This window comes from Klebsiella sp. GB_Kp047 (genome assembly GCF_040065235.1).
Classification (GTDB): domain Bacteria; phylum Pseudomonadota; class Gammaproteobacteria; order Enterobacterales; family Enterobacteriaceae; genus Klebsiella; species Klebsiella quasipneumoniae.
Window position 1 is genome coordinate 120,995 of record NZ_JBEAJG010000033.1, and the last position, 18,252, is coordinate 139,246.

Sequence of the window (18,252 nt, forward strand, 5' to 3'; positions counted from 1 at the left end):
AATGATGGAAAATTTTAAACACACTACGGTACTTCTGGATGAAGCCGTCAACGGCCTCAATATTCGTCCAGACGGTATCTATATTGATGGTACCTTTGGTCGCGGCGGTCACTCGCGCCTGATCCTCTCCCGGCTGGGAGCGGAAGGACGCTTGCTGGCAATCGATCGCGATCCACAGGCGATTGCCGTCGCGCAAACCATCGATGATCCCCGCTTTTCCATCGTACATGGTCCATTTTCACAGCTTGCTGATTATGTCGGCGAGCGCAATCTTACCGGTAAGATCGACGGCATTCTGCTCGATCTCGGCGTCTCTTCCCCACAGCTTGACGATGCGGAACGCGGTTTTTCCTTTATGCGCGACGGACCGCTGGATATGCGCATGGATCCGACGCGCGGTCAGTCTGCGGCCGAATGGTTGCAGACCGCTGAAGAAGCGGATATCGCCTGGGTGATTAAAACCTTCGGCGAAGAGCGTTTCGGCAAACGGATCGCCCGCGCGATCGTCGAACGTAATCGCATTGCACCGATGACTCGCACCAAAGAGCTGGCGGAGGTCATCGCCGCGGCTATGCCGGTAAAAGATAAGCACAAACATCCCGCGACCCGTACCTTCCAGGCGGTGCGCATTTGGGTAAACAGTGAACTGGAGGAGATAGAGCAGGCGCTAAAAAGCTCGCTCAGCGTGCTGGCCCCAGGCGGGCGGCTGTCGATCATTAGTTTTCATTCGCTGGAAGATCGCATTGTAAAGCGCTTTATGCGCGAGCAAAGCCGCGGTCCGCAGGTTCCGGCGGGAATACCGATGACCGAATCGCAGCTCAAAAAACTGGGCGGCCGTGAGTTACGAGCACTAGGCAAGTTGATGCCGGGCGAAGAAGAGGTGGCAGAGAATCCACGCGCCCGTAGTTCAGTGCTGCGTATTGCAGAGAGGACGAACGCATGATCGGCAGAGTGACAGAGGCCTTAAGCAAGGTTAAAGGGTCGATTGGAAGCAACGAGCGCCATGCTTTGCCTGGCGTGATCGGGGACGACCTTCTGCGGTTTGGGAAACTGCCACTCTGCCTGTTCATTTGCATCATTATTACGGCGATTACCGTGGTCACCACCGCGCACCACACGCGCCTGCTGACCGCGCAGCGTGAACAACTGGTTCTGGAACGCGACGCCCTGGACATTGAATGGCGCAACCTGATCCTCGAAGAGAACGCGCTCGGCGATCACAGTCGGGTTGAGCGGATCGCGACCGAGAAGTTGCAGATGCAGCACGTCGATCCATCCCAAGAAAATATCGTTGTACAGAAATAAGGATTATTGCGACGGATGAAAGCAGCGCCAAAAACGCCTAAAGCAAAACGTCAGGAAGAACAGGCCAACTTTATCAGTTGGCGTTTTGCGTTGCTGTGCGGCTGTATTCTACTGGCGCTGGCTTTTCTGCTGGGGCGGGTTGCCTGGCTACAGGTAGTCAGCCCGGACATGCTGGTGCGCCAGGGCGATATGCGTTCTCTGCGCGTACAGGAAGTATCCACCGCGCGCGGGATGATTACCGACCGCTCCGGTCGTCCGCTTGCGGTCAGCGTGCCGGTGAAGGCTATCTGGGCCGATCCAAAAGAACTTCATGATGCCGGCGGGGTAACCCTGGATACGCGCTGGAAGGCGCTGGCGGATGCCCTCAATATGCCGCTGGATCAGCTGGCGACGCGCATCAATACCAATCCGCGGATGCGTTTCATCTATCTGGCGCGTCAGGTTAACCCTGACATGGCCGACTACATCAAAAAACTGAAGCTGCCGGGCATTCATCTGCGTGAAGAATCCCGTCGTTACTACCCTTCCGGGGAAGTGACCGCTCACCTCATCGGCTTTACCAACGTCGACAGCCAGGGGATTGAAGGGGTCGAAAAGAGCTTTGATAAATGGCTTACCGGCCAGCCGGGCGAGCGTATCGTGCGTAAAGACCGCTATGGCCGGGTAATTGAAGACATCTCTTCCACCGACAGCCAGGCGGCGCACAACCTGGCGCTGAGCATCGACGAGCGTCTGCAGGCGCTGGTCTATCGTGAGCTGAACAACGCCGTGGCCTTTAACAAAGCCGAGTCCGGCAGCGCGGTGTTAGTGGACGTGAACACCGGCGAAGTGCTGGCGATGGCCAACAGCCCGTCCTACAACCCAAACAACTTTGCCGGCACGGCGAAAGACACCATGCGTAACCGCGCCATCACCGACGTGTTCGAACCGGGTTCGACGGTGAAGCCGATGGTGGTGATGACGGCGCTGCAGCGCGGTATCGTCAACGAAAATACCGTGCTCAATACCGTGCCTTATCGAATTAACGGCCACGAAATTAAAGACGTGGCGCGCTACAGCGAATTGACCCTGACCGGGGTGCTACAGAAGTCGAGTAACGTCGGTGTTTCTAAGCTGGCGTTAGCGATGCCGTCCTCAGCGTTAGTAGATACTTACTCACGTTTTGGGCTTGGAAAGGCGACCAATTTGGGGTTGGTCGGAGAACGCAGTGGCTTATATCCTCAAAAACAACGGTGGTCTGACATAGAGAGGGCCACCTTTTCTTTCGGCTACGGGCTAATGGTAACCCCGTTACAGTTAGCGCGAGTCTACGCAACGATTGGCAGCTACGGCATCTATCGCCCGCTGTCGATTACCAAAGTTGATCCACCGGTTCCGGGCGAACGTGTCTTCCCGGAATCACTCGTTCGTACCGTCGTTCATATGATGGAAAGCGTGGCGCTGCCTGGCGGCGGCGGCGTGAAGGCGGCGATCAAAGGCTATCGCATCGCGATTAAAACCGGTACGGCGAAAAAAGTGGGGCCGGATGGCCGCTACATCAATAAATATATTGCTTACACCGCAGGCGTTGCGCCCGCCAGCCATCCGCGCTTTGCGCTGGTGGTGGTGATCAACGACCCGCAGGCAGGTAAATACTACGGTGGCGCCGTTTCCGCGCCGGTGTTCGGTGCCATCATGGGCGGCGTATTGCGCACCATGAACATCGAGCCGGATGCGCTGGCAACGGGCGAAAAAAGTGAATTTGTAATTAATCAAGGCGAGGGAACAGGTGGCAGATCGTAATTTGCGCGACCTTCTCGCTCCATGGGTGCCAAACGCACCGGAGCGCATTCTGCGAGAGATGACGCTGGACAGCCGGGTGGCTGCTTCCGGCGATCTCTTTATCGCGGTACAGGGTCATCAGGCGGACGGGCGTCGTTATATCCCGCAGGCGATAGCGCAAGGTGTGGCTGCCATTATTGCTGAAGCCCAGGGCGAAGCTAAAGACGGTGAGATCCGTGAAATGCACGGCGTGCCGGTTATCTACCTGAGCCAGCTTAACGAACGCTTATCGGCGCTGGCCGGGCGTTTTTATCATCAGCCGTCGCAGCAGCTGCGTCTGGTGGGCGTGACCGGTACCAACGGCAAAACCACCACCACCCAGCTTCTGGCGCAATGGGCGAAACTACTCGGCGAAACCAGCGCGGTGATGGGGACCGTCGGCAACGGCCTGCTGGATAAAGTGGTGCCGAGCGAAAACACCACCGGTTCTGCGGTCGATGTTCAGCACGTGCTTTCCGGCCTGGTCGAGCAGGGGGCAACCTTCGGCGCGATGGAAGTCTCTTCCCACGGGCTGGTGCAGCACCGCGTGGCGGCCCTGCAGTTTGCCGCCTCGGTATTTACCAACCTGAGCCGCGACCACCTCGACTACCATGGCGACATGGCGCACTACGAAGCGGCGAAATGGTTGCTGTACTCCACCCACCATTGCGGCCAGGCCATCGTCAACGCTGACGATGAAGTCGGTCGTCGCTGGCTGGCGAAGCTGCCGGACGCGGTGGCGGTGTCGATGGAAGATCATATCAATCCGAACTGCCACGGCCGCTGGCTGAAGGCCACCGCGGTCAACTATCACGACAGCGGCGCCACCATCCAGTTTGACTCCAGCTGGGGCAACGGTGAAATCGAAAGCCGCCTGATGGGCGCCTTTAACGTTAGCAACCTCCTGTTGGCGCTGGCCACGCTGCTGGCGCTGGGCTATCCGCTGGCCGATCTGCTGAAAACTGCGGCGCGTTTACAGCCGGTATGCGGCCGTATGGAAGTGTTCAGCGCGCCCGGTAAACCGGCGGTGGTGGTGGATTATGCCCATACCCCTGACGCACTGGAAAAAGCACTGCAGGCCGCGCGCCTGCACTGCAGCGGCAAGCTGTGGTGCGTCTTCGGCTGCGGCGGCGACCGTGACAAAGGCAAGCGTCCGCTGATGGGGGCGATTGCAGAAGAGTTCGCCGATATCGTGGTCGTCACTGACGACAACCCGCGTACCGAAGAACCGCGGGCGATTATCAACGATATTCTGGCCGGCATGCTCGATGCAGGTCATGCAAAAGTGATGGAAGGCCGTGCGGAAGCGGTGACCAACGCCGTGATGCAGGCGCAGGAGAACGACGTGGTGCTGGTGGCGGGTAAAGGCCATGAAGATTACCAGATCGTCGGTAACCGTCGTCTGGATTATTCCGACCGCGTCACCGTTGCGCGTCTGCTGGGAGCGGTAGCATGATTCGCTTTACGTTAAGCCAGCTCGCCGCGATCGCCCATGGCGAACGGCAGGGTAGCGATATCGCTATCGACGAGGTGACCACCGACACCCGTAAAGTCACAGCGGGCTGCCTGTTTGTGGCGCTAAAAGGCGAGCGTTTCGACGCCCATGATTTTGCCGAACAGGCGAAAGCGGCAGGCGCCGGCGCGCTGCTGGTGAGCCGTCCGCTGGCCTGCGATCTCCCGCAGGTGATCGTGAAAGATACCCGGCAGGCTTTCGGCGAGTTAGCCGCCTGGGTCCGTCAGCAGGTGCCGACCCGCGTCGTCGCCCTAACCGGCTCGTCAGGTAAAACCTCGGTCAAAGAGATGACCGCGGCGATCCTCAGCCAGTGCGGCAACACGCTGTATACCGCCGGCAACCTGAACAACGATATCGGCGTACCGATGACTCTGCTGCGTCTGACCAAAGAACATCAGTACGCGGTGATTGAGCTCGGCGCCAACCACCAGGGCGAAATCGCCTGGACCGTCAGCCTGACGCGTCCTGAAGCGGCTCTGGTCAACAACCTTGCCGCCGCGCACCTTGAAGGTTTCGGCTCGCTGGCGGGCGTGGCGAAGGCGAAGGGCGAAATCTATACCGGTCTGCCGGAAAACGGCATCGCCATTCTCAATGCCGACAACAACGACTGGCTGAACTGGCAGGCAGTGATTGGCGATCGCAAAGTGTGGCGCTTCTCACCGAATGCGGCCAACAGCGATTTCACTGCGACTAACGTGCAGATCACCAGCCACGGCACCGAATTTACGCTGCAGACTCCAACCGGTAACGTTGATGTACTGCTGCCGCTGCCGGGACGCCACAACATCGCTAACGCGCTGGCGGCGACCTCGCTGGCGATGGCGGTAGGCGCCGATCTGGCGGCGGTGAAAGCCGGTCTGGCGCAGCTGCAGGCCGTTCCGGGACGTCTGTTCCCGATCCGCCTGACCGAGAGCCAGCTGCTGCTGGATGACTCCTATAACGCTAACGTCGGTTCGATGACCGCGGCGGTGCAGGTCCTGTCAGAGATGCCCGGCTTCCAGACGATGGTGGTCGGCGATATGGCCGAACTTGGCGCGGAAAGCGCGGCTTGCCACCGTGAAGTCGGCGAAGCGGCGAAAGCGGCAGGGCTGGATCGCGTTCTCAGCGTCGGCGCCTTGAGCGCGGATATCAGCCGCGCCAGCGGCGTGGGCGAACATTTTAACGATAAAGCCGCCGTGGTGGCTCGCCTGCGCGAGCTGCTGGCTGAGCATAAGATAATGACCATTTTAGTGAAGGGTTCACGTAGTGCCGCCATGGAAGAGGTAGTACGCGCATTACAGGAGACTGGGACATGTTAGTATGGCTGGCCGAACATTTGGTCAAATATTATTCCGGCTTTAACGTCTTTTCGTATCTGACGTTTCGCGCCATCGTCAGCCTGCTGACCGCGCTGTTCATCTCTCTGTGGATGGGCCCGCGCATGATCGCCCGTCTGCAAAAACTCTCCTTCGGCCAGGTGGTTCGTAACGACGGTCCGGAGTCTCATTTCAGTAAGCGCGGTACCCCGACCATGGGGGGGATCATGATCCTCACCGCGATCACTGTGTCGGTGCTGCTGTGGGCTTACCCGTCCAACCCGTACGTCTGGTGCGTGCTGACGGTGCTGATCGGCTACGGCATCATCGGCTTCGTTGATGATTACCGTAAAGTGGTGCGCAAAGACACCAAAGGTCTGATCGCCCGCTGGAAGTACTTCTGGATGTCGGTGATTGCCCTTGGGGTAGCCTTTGCCCTGTATCTGGCGGGGAAAGACACCCCGGCGACCGAGCTGGTGGTGCCGTTCTTTAAAGACGTCATGCCGCAGCTGGGGCTGTTCTATATCCTGCTGGCCTACTTCGTGATCGTCGGCACTGGCAACGCGGTTAACCTGACCGACGGTCTCGACGGCCTGGCGATCATGCCCACCGTCTTCGTCGCGGCGGGTTTTGCGCTGGTGGCGTGGGCGACCGGTAACATGAATTTCGCCAACTACCTGCACATTCCTTATCTGCGCCACGCCGGCGAACTGGTGATCGTCTGTACGGCGATCGTCGGCGCGGGGCTAGGCTTTCTGTGGTTTAACACCTACCCGGCGCAGGTCTTTATGGGCGACGTCGGTTCGCTGGCGCTCGGTGGCGCGCTGGGTATTATCGCCGTGCTGCTGCGTCAGGAATTCCTGCTGGTGATTATGGGCGGCGTTTTCGTGGTGGAGACCCTGTCGGTGATCCTGCAGGTTGGCTCCTTTAAGCTGCGCGGTCAGCGTATCTTCCGCATGGCGCCGATCCACCACCACTATGAACTGAAAGGCTGGCCGGAGCCGCGCGTTATCGTGCGCTTCTGGATTATTTCGCTGATGCTGGTGCTGATTGGCCTGGCGACGCTGAAGGTACGTTAATCATGGCAGATTATCAGGGTAAAAAAGTCGTCATTATTGGGCTGGGCATGACCGGCCTGTCATGCGTGGACTTTTTCATGGCGCGCGGCGTAACCCCGCGCGTGATGGACACCCGCGTCGCGCCTCCTGGGCTGGATAAATTGCCTGAATCGGTCGAATGCCATGTCGGCGGCCTCAATGATACCTGGCTGCTGGCGGCGGATCTGATTGTCGCCAGTCCTGGCATCGCGCTGGCCCATCCTTCGTTGAGTGCGGCGGCAGATGCTGGCGTAGAGATCGTTGGCGATATCGAACTGTTCTGCCGCGAAGCGCAGGCGCCGATCATCGCCATTACCGGCTCGAATGGCAAAAGCACCGTCACCACCCTGGTGGGCGAGATGGCGAAAGCGGCCGGGATTAACGTCGGCGTGGGCGGCAATATCGGCCTGCCGGCGCTGATGCTGCTGGATACCGATCGTGAGCTGTATGTACTGGAGCTCTCCAGCTTCCAGCTGGAAACCACCTCCAGCCTGCAGGCGGTGGCGGCAACCATCCTCAACGTGACTGAGGACCATATGGACCGCTACCCGCTGGGGCTGCAGCAGTATCGCGCGGCGAAGCTGCGGATTTACGAGAATGCGAAGACCTGCGTGGTCAACGCGGACGATGCGCTCACCATGCCGGTACGCGGCGCGGACGATCGCTGCATCAGCTTTGGTATCGACGTCGGTGACTATCACCTTAACCGTCAGCAGGGCGAGACCTGGCTGCGCGTAAAAGGTGAGAAAGTCCTCAATGTGAAAGAGATGTCTATCACGGGTCAGCATAACTACAGCAACGCCCTGGCGGCGCTGGCGCTGGCCGATGCCGCGGGTCTGCCGCGTGCGAGCAGCCTGAAGGCGCTGACCACCTTTACTGGCCTGGCGCATCGCTTCCAGCTGGTGTTGGATCACAACGGCGTGCGCTGGATTAACGACTCGAAGGCAACCAACGTCGGCAGTACCGAGGCGGCGCTGAACGGCCTGCAGCTTGATGGCACGCTGTATCTGCTGCTGGGCGGCGACGGCAAGTCCGCTGATTTCACTCCGCTGAAGCGCTACCTTGGCGGCGATCGTATCCGTCTGTACTGCTTTGGTCGCGACGGCGCCGAGCTCGCCGAGCTGCGTCCTGAGGTGGCGGTACAAACTGAAACCATGGAGCAGGCGATGCGTCAGATAGCGCCCCTGGTGAAGGCGGGCGATATGGTTCTCCTGTCGCCAGCCTGCGCCAGCCTGGATCAGTTTAAGAACTTTGAACAACGGGGCGAGATGTTTGCCCGCCTGGCGAAGGAGTTAGGTTGATGCGTTTCTCTCTCCCACGCCTGAGAATGCCGCAGCTGAGCTTGCCTCGGTTGAGACTGCCGCGACTGCCGGGGATGTTTATCTTCGCCTGGCTGTTCGCCGCGCTGAAAGGCTGGGTGATGGGCTCGCGCCCAAAAGATAACGACAGTCTGGTGATGTATGACCGGATGCTGCTGTGGCTGACCTTCGGCCTGGCGGCGATCGGCTTTATTATGGTGACCTCGGCGTCAATGCCGGTGGGACAGCGCCTGGCGAACGATCCTTTCCTCTTCGCCAAGCGTGACGGCCTGTACATTGTGCTGGCCTTTGTCCTCGCGCTGGTGACGCTGCGCCTGCCGATGGATTTCTGGCAGCGCCACAGTACCGCGATGCTGATCGCCTCGATCGTCATGCTGCTGATCGTGCTGGTGGTGGGTAGCTCGGTAAACGGCGCATCGCGCTGGATCGCCCTCGGTCCGCTGCGCATCCAGCCGGCGGAGTTCACCAAGCTGTCGCTGTTCTGCTACATCGCCAACTATCTGGTGCGCAAAGCCGACGAAGTGCGCAACAATCTGCGCGGCTTCTTAAAACCGATGGGCGTGATTTTCGTGCTGGCGATCCTGCTGCTGGCGCAGCCTGACCTCGGTACGGTGGTGGTGCTGTTCGTCACCACGCTGGCGATGCTGTTCCTCGCCGGCGCCAAGCTGTGGCAGTTCATCGCTATTATCGGCATGGGCATCTCGGCGGTGGTCCTGTTGATCCTCGCCGAACCGTACCGTATTCGCCGCGTGACCTCCTTCTGGAACCCGTGGGAAGACCCGTTCGGCAGCGGCTATCAGCTGACCCAGTCGCTGATGGCCTTTGGCCGCGGCGAGATGTGGGGGCAGGGACTCGGCAACTCGGTGCAAAAACTGGAGTATTTGCCGGAAGCGCACACTGACTTTATCTTCGCCATCATCGGCGAAGAACTCGGTTATATCGGTGTGGTACTGGCGCTTTTAATGGTATTCTTCGTCGCTTTCCGCGCCATGTCGATTGGCCGAAAAGCGCTGGAGATCGATCATCGCTTCTCCGGCTTCCTCGCCTGTGCGATTGGTATCTGGTTTAGCTTCCAGGCGTTAGTTAACGTCGGGGCGGCGGCGGGGATGCTGCCGACGAAAGGTTTGACGCTGCCGCTGATCAGTTATGGTGGTTCCAGTCTGCTGATTATGTCGACGGCCATCATGTTGTTGTTGCGAATTGATTATGAAACGCGTCTGGAAAAAGCCCAGGCGTTTACACGGGGTGTTCGATGAGCGGTCAGGAAAAGCGGTTGATGGTGATGGCGGGCGGTACCGGCGGGCATGTGTTCCCGGGACTGGCGGTCGCGCACTATCTAATGGACCAGGGCTGGCAGGTTCGCTGGCTGGGTACCGCCGATCGTATGGAAGCGGATTTAGTGCCGAAAAACGGCATCGAGATTGATTTTATCCGTATCTCCGGCCTGCGTGGCAAAGGGATTAAAGCACAGCTGCTGGCGCCGGTGCGGATCTTCAACGCCTGGCGTCAGGCGCGGGCGATCATGAAGCGTTTCCAGCCGGACGTGGTGCTGGGCATGGGCGGCTATGTGTCCGGGCCTGGCGGCCTGGCGGCGTGGTCGCTGGGGATCCCGGTGGTCCTCCACGAACAAAACGGCATTGCCGGCCTGACCAACAAATGGCTGGCGAAGATTGCGAAGAAAGTGATGCAGGCGTTTCCCGGCGCCTTTCCGCATGCGGACGTCGTCGGGAATCCGGTGCGCACCGATGTGCTGGCGCTGCCGCTGCCGGGGCAGCGTCTGGTAGGCCGTCAGGGGCCGATTCGCGTGCTGGTGGTCGGTGGCTCTCAGGGCGCGCGCGTCCTGAACCAGACCATGCCGCAGGTGGCGGCGAAGCTCGGCGATACGGTGACCATCTGGCATCAGAGCGGTAAAGGCGGCCAGCAAACCGTACAGCAGGCCTATGCCGCCGCGGGGCAGCCGCAGCATAAAGTGACGGAATTTATTGATGATATGGCCGCGGCGTATGCCTGGGCAGATGTTGTGGTATGCCGTTCCGGCGCCCTGACGGTTAGCGAAATCGCGGCTGCGGGCTTACCGGCGCTGTTTGTACCGTTCCAGCACAAAGATCGTCAGCAGTACTGGAATGCGCTGCCGCTGGAGAAAGCCGGCGCGGCGAAAATTCTCGAACAGCCGGCGTTCACGGTTGAGGCGGTAGCCTCTACTCTGGCGAGCTGGGATCGGGAAACCTTGCTGGATATGGCGGAACGAGCGCGTGGCGCTTCGATTCCGGACGCTACCGAGCGGGTAGCAGAAGAGGTCAGCGCCGTAGCTTTGGCGCGCTAATTGCGGTGATTTTCACCGCCCGAATACAGAAGTTGATGGCGTAAAGAATGAATACACAAGATTTGGCAAAACTGCGTTCCATAGTGCCCGAGATGCGTCGCGTCCGGCACATTCACTTTGTCGGCATCGGCGGTGCCGGTATGGGCGGTATTGCCGAAGTGTTGGCTAACGAAGGTTATCAGATCAGCGGCTCCGACCTGGCGCCGAATCCGGTGACCCAGCAGCTGTCGCAGCTTGGCGCCACCATTTATTTCAACCATCGCCCGGAAAACGTGCGCGATGCCAGCGTGGTCGTAGTTTCCAGCGCGATTTCCGCCGATAACCCGGAAATCGTCGCCGCGCACGAGGCGCGTATCCCGGTGATCCGTCGTGCGGAAATGCTGGCGGAGCTGATGCGCTTCCGTCACGGGATCGCCATTGCCGGGACCCATGGCAAAACCACCACCACCGCGATGGTATCCAGTATTTACGCCGAAGCCGGGCTGGACCCGACTTTCGTCAACGGCGGGTTGGTGAAAGCGGCGGGCGTCCATGCGCGCCTCGGCCATAGCCGTTACCTGATTGCGGAAGCGGATGAGAGCGATGCATCGTTCCTGCACCTGCAGCCGATGGTGGCCATTGTTACCAACATCGAAGCCGACCACATGGACACCTACCATGGCGACTTCGAGAATCTGAAGCAGACCTTTATTAACTTCCTGCACAACCTGCCGTTCTACGGACGCGCGGTGATGTGTGTGGATGACCCGGTGATCCGAGAACTGCTGCCGCGCGTCGGCCGGCAGATCACCACCTACGGTTTTAGCGACGACGCCGACGTCCGCGTAGAAGACTACCGTCAGGTTGGAGCGCAGGGGCATTTCCGCCTGGTGCGTCAGGATAAAGAACTGCTGCAGGTGACGCTCAATGCCCCGGGACGCCATAACGCGCTGAACGCGGCGGCGGCGGTCGCCGTGGCGACGGAAGAGGGGATTGACGATCAGGCTATCCTGCGCGCGCTGGAAAGCTTCCAGGGTACCGGCCGTCGTTTCGACTTCCTTGGCGAATATTCGCTGACGGAAGTCAACGGCAAAGCGGGCAGCGCGATGCTGATCGATGACTATGGCCACCACCCGACGGAAGTCGACGCCACTATCAAAGCGGCGCGTGCCGGCTGGCCGGATAAAAATCTGGTCATGGTATTCCAGCCGCACCGTTATACCCGTACTCGCGATCTGTACGATGATTTCGCCAACGTGCTGACCCAGGTCGATGCGCTGCTGATGCTCGATGTCTACCCGGCAGGCGAAGCGCCGATCCCGGGTGCCGACAGCCGCTCGCTGTGCCGTACAATCCGTGGTCGCGGTAAAGTTGACCCGATTCTGGTGTCCGACCCGACGCAGGCCGCGGCGATGCTGGCGTCGGTGCTGACCGGCAACGATTTAGTGCTGGTGCAGGGGGCCGGAAACATTGGAAAAATCGCCCGTCACCTGGCTGAAATCAAACTGATCCCGCAAAAAACGGAGGAGGAGCGCCATGGCTGATAAAATCGCGGTGCTTTTCGGTGGAACCTCCGCTGAACGTGAAGTGTCGCTGAATTCAGGCGCCGCGGTGCTGGCCGGGCTGCGTGAAGCCGGGGTGGATGCCCATCCGGTTGACCCGCGCGATGTCGATATTACCCAGTTGAAAAAGCTGGGCTTTAAGAAAGCGTTTATTGCCCTCCACGGTCGCGGCGGGGAAGATGGCACGCTGCAGGGGGTGCTGGATCTGATCCAGCTGCCTTATACCGGCAGCGGCGTGATGGCTTCGGCGATTTCAATGGATAAACTGCGCAGCAAATGGCTGTGGCAGGGGGCCGGATTACCGGTCGCGCCGTGGGTGGCGCTGACCCGCGCCCAGTTTAGCGCCGGATTGTCTGCTGATGTCGAACAGCAGATTGCGGCGCTGGGTCTGCCGCTCATCATCAAGCCCAGCCGCGAAGGCTCCAGCGTTGGGATGTCGAAAGTCAGCGAAAGCTGTGATTTAGCGAGTGCACTGGCGTTGGCTTTTCAGCATGATGATGAAGTTTTAGTCGAAAAATGGCTCAGTGGGCCGGAATTTACCGTCGCCATCGTCGGTGAAGAAATTTTACCGTCAATACGTATCCAGACGGCTGGAACCTTCTATGATTATGAGGCGAAGTATCTCTCTGATGAGACGCAATATTTCTGCCCAGGATTGGAGGATCCAGCGCGTGAGTCAGCCATTCAAAGCTTGGTGCTTAAAGCCTGGAATGTTCTGGGTTGCAAAGGTTGGGGCCGTATTGACGTCATGCTGGACAGCGATGGCCAGTTTTATCTGCTGGAAGCGAATACTTCTCCGGGCATGACCAGCCATAGCCTTGTACCGATGGCGGCGCGTCAGGCAGGAATGAGCTTCTCCCAGCTTGTTGTACGAATTCTGGACCTGGCGGGGTGATATGTCGCAGGCTGCGCTGAATACGCGGAACCATGAAGAGGACGTTTCTTCTTCGCGTCGGAGTAATGGAACGCGGCTGGCAGGGATCGTTTTCCTGCTGGCGGTGCTGTTTACCGTGCTGGTCAGCGGGTGGATGGTTCTTGGCTGGATGGAGGACGCGCAGCGTTTACCGCTGTCGAAGATGGTGGTGACCGGCGAGCGTCACTATACGCGCAATGATGACATCCGCCAGGCGATCCTGGCGCTGGGTTCGCCGGGCACCTTTATGACTCAGGACGTGAACATCATTCAGAGTCAGATTGAACGTCTGCCGTGGATTAAGCAGGCGAGCGTCCGAAAGCAGTGGCCCGATGAATTGAAGATTCATCTGGTTGAATATGTGCCGATTGCGCGCTGGAATGATCAACATATGGTGGATGCAGAGGGAAATGCCTTCAGCGTGCCGGCGGATCGCACCAGCAAACAGAATTTACCGATGTTATACGGCCCGGAAGGCAGCGAGAACGAAGTGCTGCAAGGGTATCGTGACATGGGGCAGGTGCTGGCAAAGGATAAATTCACGTTGAAAGTGGCGGCGATGACCGCCCGTCGCTCCTGGCAGTTGACGCTTAATAATGACATTAAGCTCAACCTTGGTCGTGGCGACACCATGAAACGGCTTCAGCGCTTTATGGAACTCTACCCGGTTCTTCAGCAGCAGGCGCAGACCGACGGCAAACGGATTAGCTACGTTGATTTGCGTTATGACTCGGGTGCGGCAGTGGGCTGGGTACCTGCTCCCGCAGAGGAAACTAATCAACAACAGAATCAGGCACAGGCAGAACAACAATGATCAAGGCGACGGACAGAAAACTGGTAGTTGGACTGGAGATTGGCACCGCCAAGGTGGCCGCTTTAGTAGGGGAAGTTCTGCCCGACGGCATGATTAATATCATCGGCGTGGGCAGTTGCCCATCGCGTGGTATGGATAAAGGCGGTGTGAACGACCTCGAGTCGGTGGTGAAATGCGTACAGCGCGCCATCGACCAGGCCGAACTGATGGCGGATTGCCAGATTTCATCAGTTTATTTGGCTCTTTCGGGTAAACATATAAGCTGTCAGAATGAAATCGGGATGGTACCGATTTCGGAAGAAGAAGTGACGCTGGACGACGTCGAAAACGTGGTCCATACCGCGAAGTCGGTTCGCGTCCGCGATGAGCATCGCGTCCTGCACGTGATTCCGCAGGAATACGCCATTGACTACCAGGAAGGGATTAAAAACCCGGTTGGGCTGTCCGGCGTGCGCATGCAGGCGAAGGTGCATCTGATTACCTGCCATAACGATATGGCGAAAAACATTGTTAAAGCGGTGGAACGTTGTGGTCTGAAAGTTGACCAACTTATTTTCGCCGGTTTAGCGGCCAGTTATTCCGTATTAACAGAAGACGAACGTGAGCTGGGCGTCTGCGTGGTGGATATTGGTGGTGGTACAATGGATATCGCCGTCTATACCGGCGGCGCGCTGCGTCACACCAAAGTGATCCCGTACGCGGGCAACGTGGTGACCAGCGATATCGCCTATGCCTTCGGGACGCCGCCGAGCGACGCCGAAGCCATCAAGGTTCGTCACGGTTGCGCATTGGGTTCCATCGTCGGTAAAGACGAAAACGTCGAAGTACCGAGCGTAGGCGGACGGCCGCCGCGTAGCCTGCAGCGTCAGACGCTGGCTGAGGTGATTGAACCGCGCTATACCGAACTGCTTAATCTGGTCAATGAAGAGATCCTGCAGCTGCAGGAACAGCTCCGCCAGCAGGGGGTGAAACACCATCTGGCGGCGGGGATTGTGTTAACCGGCGGCGCGGCGCAAATTGAAGGTCTGGCGGCCTGTGCGCAGCGCGTGTTCCATACCCAGGTGCGCATTGGCGCGCCGCTGAACATCACCGGTTTAACGGACTATGCCCAGGAGCCGTATTATTCGACGGCGGTGGGGCTGCTGCACTACGGAAAAGAGTCACATCTGAGTGGTGAAGCGGAAGTCGAAAAACGCGTGACGGCGTCGGTGGGCTCGTGGATTAAGCGACTCAACAGCTGGCTGCGAAAAGAGTTTTAATTTTTTAAGAGAACGCAGACAATTAGCGTTCTCAGGCGACAGGCACAAGACGGAGAGAAACTATGTTTGAACCTATGGAACTGACCAACGACGCGGTGATTAAAGTCATCGGCGTCGGTGGCGGCGGCGGTAATGCCGTTGAACACATGGTGCGCGAGCGCATTGAGGGTGTTGAATTCTTCGCGGTGAACACCGATGCGCAGGCGCTGCGTAAAACGGCTGTTGGCCAGACTATCCAGATCGGTAGCGGTATTACCAAAGGTCTGGGCGCTGGCGCGAACCCGGAAGTCGGCCGTAATGCGGCGGACGAAGACCGTGAAGCGCTGCGTGCGGCCCTTGATGGCGCAGACATGGTGTTCATCGCGGCAGGCATGGGCGGCGGTACCGGTACCGGCGCGGCGCCTGTTGTTGCCGAAGTGGCTAAGGATCTGGGGATCCTCACCGTTGCGGTGGTCACTAAGCCGTTTAATTTTGAAGGTAAGAAGCGCATGGCGTTTGCTGAGCAGGGGATCACCGAGCTGTCCAAGCACGTTGACTCACTGATCACCATCCCAAACGACAAGCTGCTGAAAGTACTTGGCCGCGGTATTTCTCTGCTTGACGCGTTCGGCGCGGCAAACGACGTCCTCAAAGGCGCGGTGCAGGGTATCGCTGAACTGATCACCCGTCCGGGTCTGATGAACGTTGACTTCGCGGACGTCCGTACCGTGATGTCTGAAATGGGCTACGCGATGATGGGCTCCGGCGTGGCGAGCGGTGAAGACCGTGCGGAAGAAGCGGCTGAAATGGCCATCTCTTCTCCGCTGCTGGAAGATATCGACCTGTCCGGTGCGCGCGGCGTGCTGGTTAACATCACCGCGGGCTTCGACCTGCGTCTGGATGAGTTCGAAACCGTGGGTAACACTATCCGCGCATTTGCCTCGGATAACGCCACCGTGGTTATCGGTACCTCTCTGGACCCGGATATGAACGACGAACTGCGCGTCACCGTAGTGGCGACCGGTATCGGCATGGACAAGCGTCCGGAAATTACCCTGGTGACCAACAAACAGGTTCAGCAGCCGGTGATGGATCGCTACCAGCAGCACGGTATGTCCCCGCTGACGCAAGAGCAGAAGCCGGCGGCAAAAGTGGTGAACGACAATACGCCGCAAACCGCGAAAGAGCCGGATTATCTGGATATCCCAGCCTTCCTGCGTAAGCAAGCCGATTAAGAATCGACTGGAAGTTGGGCATCTGCGCTCTTTGTGCTAAACTGGCCTCCCGATAGTGGTGTACACTTCGGTTGGATAGGTAAATTGGCGAGATTATACGATGATCAAACAAAGGACTCTTAAACGTATCGTTCAGGCGACTGGTGTCGGTTTGCATACCGGCAAGAAAGTCACACTGACGTTACGCCCTGCGCCGGCAAATACCGGGGTCATCTATCGTCGCACCGACTTGAATCCACCGGTAGATTTTCCGGCTGATGCCAAATCTGTGCGTGATACCATGCTCTGTACTTGCCTGGTTAATGAGCATGACGTGCGGATTTCTACGGTTGAACACCTGAACGCCGCATTGGCTGGCCTGGGTATCGACAACATTATTGTTGAAGTCGATGCACCGGAAATCCCGATTATGGACGGCAGTGCGGCTCCGTTCGTTTATCTGTTGCTGGACGCCGGCATCGATGAACTGAACTGCGCCAAGAAATTTGTACGTATCAAAGAGACGGTTCGCGTCGAAGATGGCGACAAATGGGCTGAATTCAAACCGTACAATGGTTTTTCGCTGGACTTCACCATCGATTTTAACCATCCGGCGATTGATGCCAGCACCCAGCGCTATACGCTGAACTTCTCGGCCGATGCGTTCATGCGTCAGATTAGCCGTGCGCGTACCTTCGGTTTCATGCGCGATATCGAATATCTGCAGTCCCGTGGCCTGTGCCTGGGCGGCAGCTTCGATTGTGCCATCGTTGTTGACGATTATCGCGTACTGAACGAAGACGGTCTGCGCTTTGAAGACGAATTTGTTCGCCACAAAATGCTGGATGCGATCGGTGACCTGTTTATGTGTGGTCACAACATTATCGGCGCATTCACGGCGTACAAATCGGGTCACGCGTTGAACAACAAACTGCTGCAGGCTGTTCTGGCAAAACAGGAAGCCTGGGAGTATGTGACCTTCGAAGACGACGCAAAATTGCCAATGGCGTTCCGCGCACCGTCGATGGTTCTGGCGTAAGCCTGACCATTCAGTAAATTCGACTGGTAACCTGGTACTCTCTCCGACCAGGGAACCAGTCGTTTTTCTTTTATAGCCTCTTCCCGTTATTTTTCGCTGCGATCGCTGGGTAATAATTAGCGCGCGTTCGCTGCTTTATTAAGCGTTTTCCCCGGGCAACAGCCTTCATTCATGCTGCCTCAGCGCGCTATTAATGTTAGTATTTGAGCGCAAAATTATTTCTCCGGGTTGCTTTACCCCGTGGACATCAGGTTGTCCTGCGAAAAACGTCAATAAAGAGACAGCCTGAACGACGACGGGTATACCAAAGAAAGGTAATGAACGTGAGTGGATTGCTGACGCGCTGGCGACAGTTTGGCAGACGGTATTTTTGGCCGCATCTCCTGTTGGGGATGGTCGCGGCCAGCCTCGGCCTGCCTGCGCTTAGCAACGGCCATGAGACCGCGACGCCAGCAAAGGCGACCGCCAGCAACCACAACCCGAGTAAAGTTAATTTCTCCCAGCTGGCGCTGCTGGAGACGAATCGCCGGCCCAACTTTACCGTCGACTACTGGCATCAGCATGCCATTCGCACCGTTATTCGTCATCTCTCTTTCGCCATGGCGCCGCAGGCGTTGCCGGTGGCGGAAGAAGCGTCTCCGCTGCAGGCGCAGCATCTGGCGCTGCTCGACACGCTCAGCGCGCTGCTGACGCAGGACAGTACGCCGCCGGTAGTGATCCGCCAGGCGGCGTATATCCCTTCCTCATATTCTGCCTTCCGCGTCAGCGCCTGGATAAGCCAGGTAGCGGGGATCCGCGCAGGCCCTCAACGTCTCAGCTGAAAATAACCACGGACCATCCT

16 protein-coding genes are annotated in these 18,252 nt (G+C 58.4%); all 16 read left to right on the forward strand.

The genetic code is table 11. The features are described 5' to 3' along the window. Position 1 precedes the first annotated feature (1 nt). The 16 genes from rsmH (at position 2) to secM (ending at position 18,232) form a co-directional block, all read left to right on the forward strand. A complete protein-coding gene (rsmH, locus tag ABLV76_RS14945) occupies positions 2-943 on the forward strand; it encodes a 16S rRNA (cytosine(1402)-N(4))-methyltransferase RsmH (protein ID WP_017901189.1) in 942 nt (313 codons plus the stop codon). Further along, positions 940-1,305, forward strand: coding sequence for a cell division protein FtsL (gene ftsL / locus ABLV76_RS14950; protein ID WP_002888550.1), 366 nt, complete (start codon positions 940-942; stop codon positions 1,303-1,305). The genes rsmH and ftsL overlap by 4 nt, the downstream gene beginning before the upstream one ends. Before the next feature lie 15 nt (positions 1,306-1,320). After that, on the forward strand, positions 1,321-3,087 hold the full coding sequence (locus tag ABLV76_RS14955) for a peptidoglycan glycosyltransferase FtsI (protein WP_004204330.1): 1,767 nt from the start codon (positions 1,321-1,323) through the stop codon (positions 3,085-3,087). Beyond that, positions 3,074-4,561, forward strand: a complete 1,488-nt coding sequence (gene murE / locus ABLV76_RS14960) for a UDP-N-acetylmuramoyl-L-alanyl-D-glutamate--2,6-diaminopimelate ligase (protein ID WP_017901188.1) — start codon at positions 3,074-3,076, stop codon at positions 4,559-4,561. Before ABLV76_RS14955 ends, murE begins: the two co-directional genes overlap by 14 nt. Further along, the gene (gene murF / locus ABLV76_RS14965; RefSeq protein WP_160125050.1) at positions 4,558-5,916 is read left to right on the forward strand and encodes a UDP-N-acetylmuramoyl-tripeptide--D-alanyl-D-alanine ligase; all 1,359 of its coding nucleotides are present in this window, start codon (positions 4,558-4,560) and stop codon (positions 5,914-5,916) included. The genes murE and murF overlap by 4 nt, the downstream gene beginning before the upstream one ends. After that, positions 5,910-6,992: a phospho-N-acetylmuramoyl-pentapeptide-transferase gene (gene mraY / locus ABLV76_RS14970; protein ID WP_004204335.1), complete on the forward strand. Its 1,083-nt coding sequence runs from the start codon at positions 5,910-5,912 to the stop codon at positions 6,990-6,992. The genes murF and mraY overlap by 7 nt, the downstream gene beginning before the upstream one ends. A gap of 2 nt (positions 6,993-6,994) precedes the next feature. Then, complete coding sequence (gene murD, locus ABLV76_RS14975; RefSeq protein ID WP_004204336.1) at positions 6,995-8,311, forward strand: UDP-N-acetylmuramoyl-L-alanine--D-glutamate ligase; 1,317 nt, start codon at positions 6,995-6,997, stop codon at positions 8,309-8,311. Beyond that, positions 8,311-9,585, forward strand: coding sequence for a cell division protein FtsW (gene ftsW / locus ABLV76_RS14980; protein WP_004204337.1), 1,275 nt, complete (start codon positions 8,311-8,313; stop codon positions 9,583-9,585). The genes murD and ftsW overlap by 1 nt, the downstream gene beginning before the upstream one ends. Beyond that, the gene (murG, locus tag ABLV76_RS14985; protein WP_017901186.1) at positions 9,582-10,652 is read left to right on the forward strand and encodes an undecaprenyldiphospho-muramoylpentapeptide beta-N-acetylglucosaminyltransferase; all 1,071 of its coding nucleotides are present in this window, start codon (positions 9,582-9,584) and stop codon (positions 10,650-10,652) included. Before ftsW ends, murG begins: the two co-directional genes overlap by 4 nt. A gap of 47 nt (positions 10,653-10,699) precedes the next feature. After that, on the forward strand, positions 10,700-12,175 hold the full coding sequence (gene murC / locus ABLV76_RS14990) for a UDP-N-acetylmuramate--L-alanine ligase (RefSeq protein WP_065697316.1): 1,476 nt from the start codon (positions 10,700-10,702) through the stop codon (positions 12,173-12,175). Continuing rightward, the gene (locus tag ABLV76_RS14995; protein ID WP_049092072.1) at positions 12,168-13,088 is read left to right on the forward strand and encodes a D-alanine--D-alanine ligase; all 921 of its coding nucleotides are present in this window, start codon (positions 12,168-12,170) and stop codon (positions 13,086-13,088) included. The genes murC and ABLV76_RS14995 overlap by 8 nt, the downstream gene beginning before the upstream one ends. A gap of 1 nt (position 13,089) precedes the next feature. Next, positions 13,090-13,920: a cell division protein FtsQ gene (gene ftsQ, locus ABLV76_RS15000; protein WP_004204342.1), complete on the forward strand. Its 831-nt coding sequence runs from the start codon at positions 13,090-13,092 to the stop codon at positions 13,918-13,920. Next, positions 13,917-15,179 (forward strand): cell division protein FtsA, encoded by a 1,263-nt coding sequence (gene ftsA, locus ABLV76_RS15005; protein WP_004204343.1) that lies wholly within the window; start codon positions 13,917-13,919, stop codon positions 15,177-15,179. Before ftsQ ends, ftsA begins: the two co-directional genes overlap by 4 nt. A 62-nt stretch (positions 15,180-15,241) precedes the next feature. Beyond that, positions 15,242-16,393: a cell division protein FtsZ gene (ftsZ, locus tag ABLV76_RS15010; RefSeq protein WP_002888628.1), complete on the forward strand. Its 1,152-nt coding sequence runs from the start codon at positions 15,242-15,244 to the stop codon at positions 16,391-16,393. Positions 16,394-16,493: 100 nt separating this feature from the next. Continuing rightward, positions 16,494-17,411: a UDP-3-O-acyl-N-acetylglucosamine deacetylase gene (gene lpxC / locus ABLV76_RS15015; protein WP_002888632.1), complete on the forward strand. Its 918-nt coding sequence runs from the start codon at positions 16,494-16,496 to the stop codon at positions 17,409-17,411. A gap of 323 nt (positions 17,412-17,734) precedes the next feature. Next, positions 17,735-18,232: a secA translation cis-regulator SecM gene (gene secM, locus ABLV76_RS15020; protein ID WP_196531321.1), complete on the forward strand. Its 498-nt coding sequence runs from the start codon at positions 17,735-17,737 to the stop codon at positions 18,230-18,232. The last annotated feature ends 20 nt before the right edge of the window (positions 18,233-18,252 follow it).

Coding starts and splice junctions, on each gene's coding strand:
- rsmH (WP_017901189.1), top strand. CDS start 2: ATGATGGAAAATTTTAAACACACTACGGTACTTCTGGATGAAGCCGTC.
- ftsQ (WP_004204342.1), top strand. CDS start 13,090: ATGTCGCAGGCTGCGCTGAATACGCGGAACCATGAAGAGGACGTTTCT.
- ftsW (WP_004204337.1), top strand. CDS start 8,311: ATGCGTTTCTCTCTCCCACGCCTGAGAATGCCGCAGCTGAGCTTGCCT.
- ftsA (WP_004204343.1), top strand. CDS start 13,917: ATGATCAAGGCGACGGACAGAAAACTGGTAGTTGGACTGGAGATTGGC.
- murC (WP_065697316.1), top strand. CDS start 10,700: ATGAATACACAAGATTTGGCAAAACTGCGTTCCATAGTGCCCGAGATG.
- ftsL (WP_002888550.1), top strand. CDS start 940: ATGATCGGCAGAGTGACAGAGGCCTTAAGCAAGGTTAAAGGGTCGATT.
- murF (WP_160125050.1), top strand. CDS start 4,558: ATGATTCGCTTTACGTTAAGCCAGCTCGCCGCGATCGCCCATGGCGAA.
- murG (WP_017901186.1), top strand. CDS start 9,582: ATGAGCGGTCAGGAAAAGCGGTTGATGGTGATGGCGGGCGGTACCGGC.
- mraY (WP_004204335.1), top strand. CDS start 5,910: ATGTTAGTATGGCTGGCCGAACATTTGGTCAAATATTATTCCGGCTTT.
- murD (WP_004204336.1), top strand. CDS start 6,995: ATGGCAGATTATCAGGGTAAAAAAGTCGTCATTATTGGGCTGGGCATG.
- lpxC (WP_002888632.1), top strand. CDS start 16,494: ATGATCAAACAAAGGACTCTTAAACGTATCGTTCAGGCGACTGGTGTC.
- ABLV76_RS14955 (WP_004204330.1), top strand. CDS start 1,321: ATGAAAGCAGCGCCAAAAACGCCTAAAGCAAAACGTCAGGAAGAACAG.
- ftsZ (WP_002888628.1), top strand. CDS start 15,242: ATGTTTGAACCTATGGAACTGACCAACGACGCGGTGATTAAAGTCATC.
- ABLV76_RS14995 (WP_049092072.1), top strand. CDS start 12,168: ATGGCTGATAAAATCGCGGTGCTTTTCGGTGGAACCTCCGCTGAACGT.